General features: G+C 73.5%; 8 protein-coding genes. 4 read left to right on the forward strand and 4 right to left on the reverse strand.

Annotation, left to right across the window (positions count from 1 at the left end):
• Positions 1-1,050: acyl-CoA carboxylase subunit beta (locus ABZ457_RS30350; RefSeq protein WP_359164219.1), on the forward strand; the 1,050-nt coding region annotated here is incomplete at its 5' end.
• Positions 1,051-1,070: 20 nt separating this feature from the next.
• Positions 1,071-1,292 carry an acyl-CoA carboxylase epsilon subunit gene (locus ABZ457_RS30355; RefSeq protein WP_359164222.1) on the forward strand — a complete coding sequence of 74 codons (222 nt, stop codon included), beginning with the start codon at positions 1,071-1,073 and terminating at the stop codon, positions 1,290-1,292.
• Between the two features lie 60 nt (positions 1,293-1,352).
• Here the strand turns inward: ABZ457_RS30355 and ABZ457_RS30360 are convergent, their stop codons facing one another.
• On the reverse strand, positions 1,353-1,562 hold the full coding sequence (locus ABZ457_RS30360; protein WP_359164225.1) for a DUF397 domain-containing protein: 210 nt from the start codon (positions 1,560-1,562) through the stop codon (positions 1,353-1,355).
• The gene (locus tag ABZ457_RS30365) at positions 1,544-2,386 is read right to left on the reverse strand and encodes a helix-turn-helix transcriptional regulator (protein WP_359164228.1); all 843 of its coding nucleotides are present in this window, start codon (positions 2,384-2,386) and stop codon (positions 1,544-1,546) included. Before ABZ457_RS30365 ends, ABZ457_RS30360 begins: the two co-directional genes overlap by 19 nt.
• Positions 2,387-2,582: 196 nt before the next feature.
• On the opposite strand from ABZ457_RS30365, the gene ABZ457_RS30370 reads away from it, so the two are divergent.
• Together ABZ457_RS30370 and ABZ457_RS30375 are read left to right on the forward strand one after the other, a co-directional pair.
• Complete coding sequence (locus ABZ457_RS30370; RefSeq protein WP_359164231.1) at positions 2,583-2,810, forward strand: hypothetical protein; 228 nt, start codon at positions 2,583-2,585, stop codon at positions 2,808-2,810.
• Complete coding sequence (locus tag ABZ457_RS30375) at positions 2,807-3,034, forward strand: hypothetical protein (RefSeq protein ID WP_359164234.1); 228 nt, start codon at positions 2,807-2,809, stop codon at positions 3,032-3,034. Before ABZ457_RS30370 ends, ABZ457_RS30375 begins: the two co-directional genes overlap by 4 nt.
• Positions 3,035-3,045: 11 nt before the next feature.
• On the opposite strand, the gene ABZ457_RS30380 is transcribed toward ABZ457_RS30375, so the two are convergent.
• Together ABZ457_RS30380 and ABZ457_RS30385 are read right to left on the reverse strand one after the other, a co-directional pair.
• Entirely contained in the window at positions 3,046-4,152 is a 1,107-nt protein-coding gene (locus ABZ457_RS30380) for an ABC transporter substrate-binding protein (RefSeq protein WP_359164236.1), read from the reverse strand.
• 137 nt (positions 4,153-4,289) lie between these two features.
• A complete protein-coding gene (locus tag ABZ457_RS30385; protein WP_359164239.1) occupies positions 4,290-5,054 on the reverse strand; it encodes an SDR family oxidoreductase in 765 nt (254 codons plus the stop codon).
• Between the last annotated feature and the right edge of the window lie 97 nt (positions 5,055-5,151).

Here is a 5,151-nt window from a genome sequence, read left to right on the forward strand (position 1 = left end):
CCGTGTGCCGGGGGTGCCGCCTACTCCCCGGCCCTGACGGACTTCGTGTTCATGGTCCGCGAGACCTCGCAGATGTTCATCACCGGCCCGGACGTGGTGAAAGCCGTGACCGCCGAGGAGATCACGCAGAACGGGCTCGGCGGCGCGGATGTGCACGCCGAGACCAGCGGCGTCGCGCACTTCGTCTACGACGACGAGGAGACCTGCCTGAACGAGGTGCGGTACCTGCTCTCCCTGCTGCCGTCCAACAACCGCGAACTGCCGCCCTCCGCACTGAGCGAGGACCCCGCGGACCGCCCGGGCGACGCCCTCCTGGACCTGGTCCCGGCGGACGGCAACCGCGCCTACGACATCCGCAAGGTGATCGAGGAGCTGGTGGACGACGGCGAGTCGATGGAGGTGCACGCGGCCTGGGCGACCAACCTGGTGTGCGCGTTCGCCCGGATCGACGGCCAGGTGGTGGGCATCGTCGCCAACCAGCCGGCCGCGTTCGCCGGGGTCCTGGACATCAAGGCGAGCGAGAAGGGCGCGCGCTTCGTCCAGTTCTGCGACTCCTTCAACATCCCGCTGGTCACCCTGGTCGACGTGCCGGGCTTCCTGCCGGGCGTGGACCAGGAGCACAACGGGATCATCCGGCGCGGCGCGAAGCTGCTGTACGCGTACTGCAACGCCACCGTGCCGCGTATCTCGCTCGTCCTGCGCAAGGCGTACGGCGGCGCGTACATCGTGATGGACTCGCGCTCCATCGGTGCGGACATCGCGCTCGCCTGGCCGACGAACGAGATCGCGGTCATGGGCGCGGAGGGGGCCGCGAATGTGGTGTTCCGGCGGGAGATCGCCGCCGCGGAGGACCCGGAGGAGATGCGGCGGCAGAAGATCGCCGAGTACCGCACCGAGCTGGTCCACCCGTACTACGCGGCCGAACGCGGGCTCGTGGACGACGTGATCGACCCGCGCGACACCCGCTCGGTCCTCGCCCGGGCGCTGGCGATGCTCCAGTCCAAGGACGCGGACCTGCCGCGCCGCAAGCACGGCAACCCGCCGCAGTAGCCCGAGAGGGGAGCACGACGATGAGCGAGACGCACGACGCACATCTGATCCGGGTCCACCGGGGCGCACCCACCGCGGACGAACTGGCCGCGCTGACCGCGGTCCTGCTCGCCGGCACGGCGGCGGCGGGCGCCGAGCCGGAGGACGTCTCCCGCCGCCAGCGGGCGGTGGCCCGCTGGAGACGCCCCGAACGCTCGACCGGCTTCGACGGGCCCCGGACGTGGCGCGGGGGCGGGCGTTAGCCCGCGTACGGCGACGGCCCCGCGCTCCGAGTCGGAGCGCGGGGCCGTGGCGGTGCGGGTTCAGCCGCCGAGCTGCCCGTCCCGGAGGGCACCGACGAACGAGGTCCAACCGGCCGCCGGGAAGACGAGCACGGGACCGTGCGGGACCTTGCTGTCCCGGACCGGTACGACGGCATGGAAGTCGTCGGAGACCTCAACGCAGGCCCCGCCGTCCGAGTTGCTGTAGCTGCTCTTGCGCCAGGTCGCAGCGCTCAGATTGATGGATCGCACGGTAGTTCCTCCAACATGCCCAGGACCAATTTCTGCGACTCGACCGGCGAGAGCGCAAGGTCACGCATCGCATCGTACGCACGCTGCATGCGCTCCACCACGGCGTTGTCCTCGAACAGCTCCCCGCCGAAATCGTGCTCCGTATACGTCACGGTACGCCCGCTCGGAAGCCGGAGGAACCAGACGTCCGTGTTCGACAGTCCGTGCAACCCCGCGCGCTGCGGGAGGACTTGGAGGGTCACGTTCGGACGCTCGGCGATCGCCGACAGGTGGGCGAGCTGCTCGCGCCAGGATCGCTCGTCCCGGAGCGCCGTCCGCAGGGCCGCCTCCGACAGGATCGTCCGGAACGGTGGCGCGTCCTCGCCCTCCAGCAGGAGCTGCCGTCCGAGCCGCGCCTCGACCTGCTGATCCAGCTCCTTGCCTCGGAGACCACCGGCCGCCAGCAACTCCCGTGCGTACTCGCCGGTCTGGAGCAGACCCGGCAGCGCGCTCACCGCGAAATGCCACAGGCTCACCGCCTCGGCCTCCAGGGTCATGTACTTGCGGTACCGCTCCTTGAACTGGGACTTGTCCCCCGCCGCAAGCTCCCACAGCGCCAGCAGCAACCCCGGCGTGCCGTAGTGCGTGTCCAGGGCCTGGGCGACCTCCGGGCTGCCCAGGGTCTCGCCCTTCTCCATCTTGCCGAACAACGACCAGTCCCAGCCCAGGCGTTCGCCGAGGGCGCGCAGGCTGATGCCGCTCGCCGCGCGTAAGGTCCGCAGTTCCTCGGCGAACCGCTGGCGGGGTTCCTGGCTCCGGCCGGTGATGACGCGTCGTTGCGGCATGCCGCTCCCTCCGGGACGTGCACGGGACCACACCACGGAACGTATTCCACGCGGTGCGGCCGGGTCCTGGGATCAACGAATCGCGCGGGCGGAGGGAGCGTGGCCGGTGTGGAAGATGTGGAACGACGCCGTATGACGGGGAGTCACCCCCGTGTCCACACACCGGCCGGTCCGGGCCGGGCCCATTCTCGGGGCCATGACTTCCGAGATCCCCGCCAAGCTCCAGGAAGCCCACGCCGCCCGGGACGCGCTCGCCGTCGCGCTCAGCCGGGCCGGGGTGCAGCTCCCCGCCATGGACGTCCGCACGCCCTGGGCGGACGACCGCGAGGACGACGCCCGGTACGCGCTCGTGCACCTCGGCGTGTGCTCCGCGCCCGTGGCGCATCTGCTCGCCGAGGTGATCGCCCGGGGGGCCGGGACGTGAGCGACGAGGACGCTCCCGGGATCGGGGACGCCGTCCTGGACGAGGACCTGGGCCGCGTCGGCCGGATCACGGCCGCCGACGCGTCCGCCGTCCGGCTCCGGCCGCTGGGCGGCGGGCCGCAGTGGGACGCGGACCCGGCCCGCGTCCGCGACCTGAGCCAGGACGAGTTGCTGCACGCGCTCGTCGCCGAGGTGAACGCCCGCAGCCGCCAGGAGTACGGCTGAGGGGCCGCCGCTCAGCCGGTGTGCAGGACGCGGAAGCGGTCCGGTCGCGCCGGGTCGCGGTCGGCCACCTGGACCGGGGGCGGGGCCGCCTGCCAGACGCCGGTCCCCGGCGCGCGGGAGAAGCGGATCGTGCCCCGGGTGCCCTCCACCGCGAGCCGTGCCCAGGACGCGGCGATCCGCGCCCGGTCCGGGCCGCGGGTGCGCAGCGCCTCCGCGAGGACGGTGACGGTGTCGTACCCCTCGAAGGCGACGAAGGACGGGGCCTCGCCCAGGCTCGCGCGCAGGGCGGTCTCGACGCGGGCGCCGAGCGGGGCGAGCCGTTCGGGGAGGTAGCGCAGGAACGGGACACCCGCGCCGGCCCCGTCCGGGAGGGATGCCCAGGGGGCGAACTCCGGCTGTCCGGCGGGCGCGCCGACGAGGACCCCGGTCAGCCGGGGGTCGCGGCGGACGGCCGTGGCGATCGGCGCGGCCGGTTCCGGGTGCCCGGCCAGCAGCAGGAGCGCCGTCGCGCCGCCCTCGGCGAGGCCGTCGCACACCGCGCCCGGTTCGGCGTCGAGTTCGAGGACGTCGCCGCCGTGCGGGGTGAGGTGATCGCGCAGGACGCGGACGCCGGACGCCCAGTAGACGCTGGGCTGCGCCGCCACCGCGATGCGGCGGTGGCCCGCGCCGAGGAGGAAGTCCGCGTAGATCCGCCAGCCGTGGGACTGGGGCGGGCAGAGGCGGGCGACGCCCCGTGCGGGTGCGTCGGTGAGGGCGTCGAGGACGGCCGAGGAGCAGAGGAAGGGCAGGCCGAGGTCTTCGGCCCGGGCGGCGACGGCGCGGGCGACGACGCTGTGGTACTCCCCCGCCAGGGCCACCACGCCGAGCGCGGCCAGCTCGTCCACGGCCGCGGCGGCTCGCTCCGGGTCGGCGGCGGTGTCCCGGACCAGGAGTTCGAGGGGCCGGCCGTCGATGCCGCCCGCGTCGTTGGTCTCGCGGGCGGCCAGTTCGAGCCCGGCGAGCAGATGGCGGCCCGCCTCGGTCCAGCCGGGGCGGGTGAGCGGAACGAGCGCGCCGATCCGGACGGCCGAGGCGGTGTCGGGTCCGGTCGCGCCGGACGCGGGTGTGTGCGTGCTCATGCGGTGGTGTCTCCCCCTGTCGGCGCGGATGCCGTGGGGTCCATGATCGACCGCACCCGGCAGCGCCGTACAGGCCCATGGGTGAGGCCGCCGTCCCCCACGGGACGGCGGCCTCCGTGCACCCGCCGCGACGGGGGCTACTGCGGCAGCGGCACCAGGCCCTGGGCGATGCCGCCGTCGACCGCGACCTCGATACCGGTGGTGAAGGTGGCCTCGAAGCCGAGGAAGAGCGCGGCCCGGGCGACCTCCTCGGGGGTGCCGACGCGGCCGAGCGGGGTCAGCTCGCGGCCCTCCTTCTCGAACTGGGCGCGCTCCTCGTCCGTGACGGTGGCGACGCCCATCGTCGGCGTCTTGATGAAGCCGGGGCTCACCACGTTGACCCGGATGCGACGCGGCAGCAGCTCGGCGGCGAGGACCTGGGCGAAGGCGCGCACGGCGGCCTTGGCGCCGGAGAAGGTGCTCATACCGGGGGTGCCGGTGCCGTCCGCGACGGCCGTGGTGAACACCAGGGCGCTGTCGTCGTTCAGCAGCGGCAGCAGGGCCTGGACGGTGAAGAAGGCGCCCTTGGTGTTGACCGCGAAGGTCTTGTCGTAGGTCGCCTCGTCGACCGTGTCGAACGGCTCGACCTGCGCGAAGCCGGCGTTGATGTGGACGAAGTCGATCCGGCCGAGGGTGGCCTCGGCCTCGGCGGCCAGGGCCTTGATGTCGGCCAGGTCGGTGGCGTCCGAGCGCACGACGTGGGCGGCCGGGCCGAGTTCGGCGCGGGCGGCCTCGATGTTGCGCTCGTTCAGGCCGGTGACCAGGACCTCGGCGCCGCCGGCGATCAGCGCCTTGGCGGTGGCCAGGCCCATGCCGTGGGTGCCGCCGGTGACGACGGCCTTCTTGCCTGCGTACGTGCTCACGGGTGCCGGTACGCCAGGAGGTGAGCGTCGTCCTGGTCCGTACCGGCCTGAGCCCGGACACCCCCGAGGGCACCGACACCGACGCCGCCCTGGACCG

Origin of the sequence: Streptomyces sp. NPDC005805 (genome assembly GCF_040630445.1) — a bacterium.
Classification (GTDB): domain Bacteria; phylum Actinomycetota; class Actinomycetes; order Streptomycetales; family Streptomycetaceae; genus Streptomyces.

Bases quoted from the DNA above. Each gene is read 5' to 3' on its own strand.
- ABZ457_RS30355 (WP_359164222.1), top strand. From the start codon at position 1,071: ATGAGCGAGACGCACGACGCACATCTGATCCGGGTCCACCGGGGCGCA.
- ABZ457_RS30365 (WP_359164228.1), bottom strand. From the start codon at position 2,386: ATGCCGCAACGACGCGTCATCACCGGCCGGAGCCAGGAACCCCGCCAG.
- ABZ457_RS30380 (WP_359164236.1), bottom strand. From the start codon at position 4,152: ATGAGCACGCACACACCCGCGTCCGGCGCGACCGGACCCGACACCGCC.
- ABZ457_RS30370 (WP_359164231.1), top strand. From the start codon at position 2,583: ATGACTTCCGAGATCCCCGCCAAGCTCCAGGAAGCCCACGCCGCCCGG.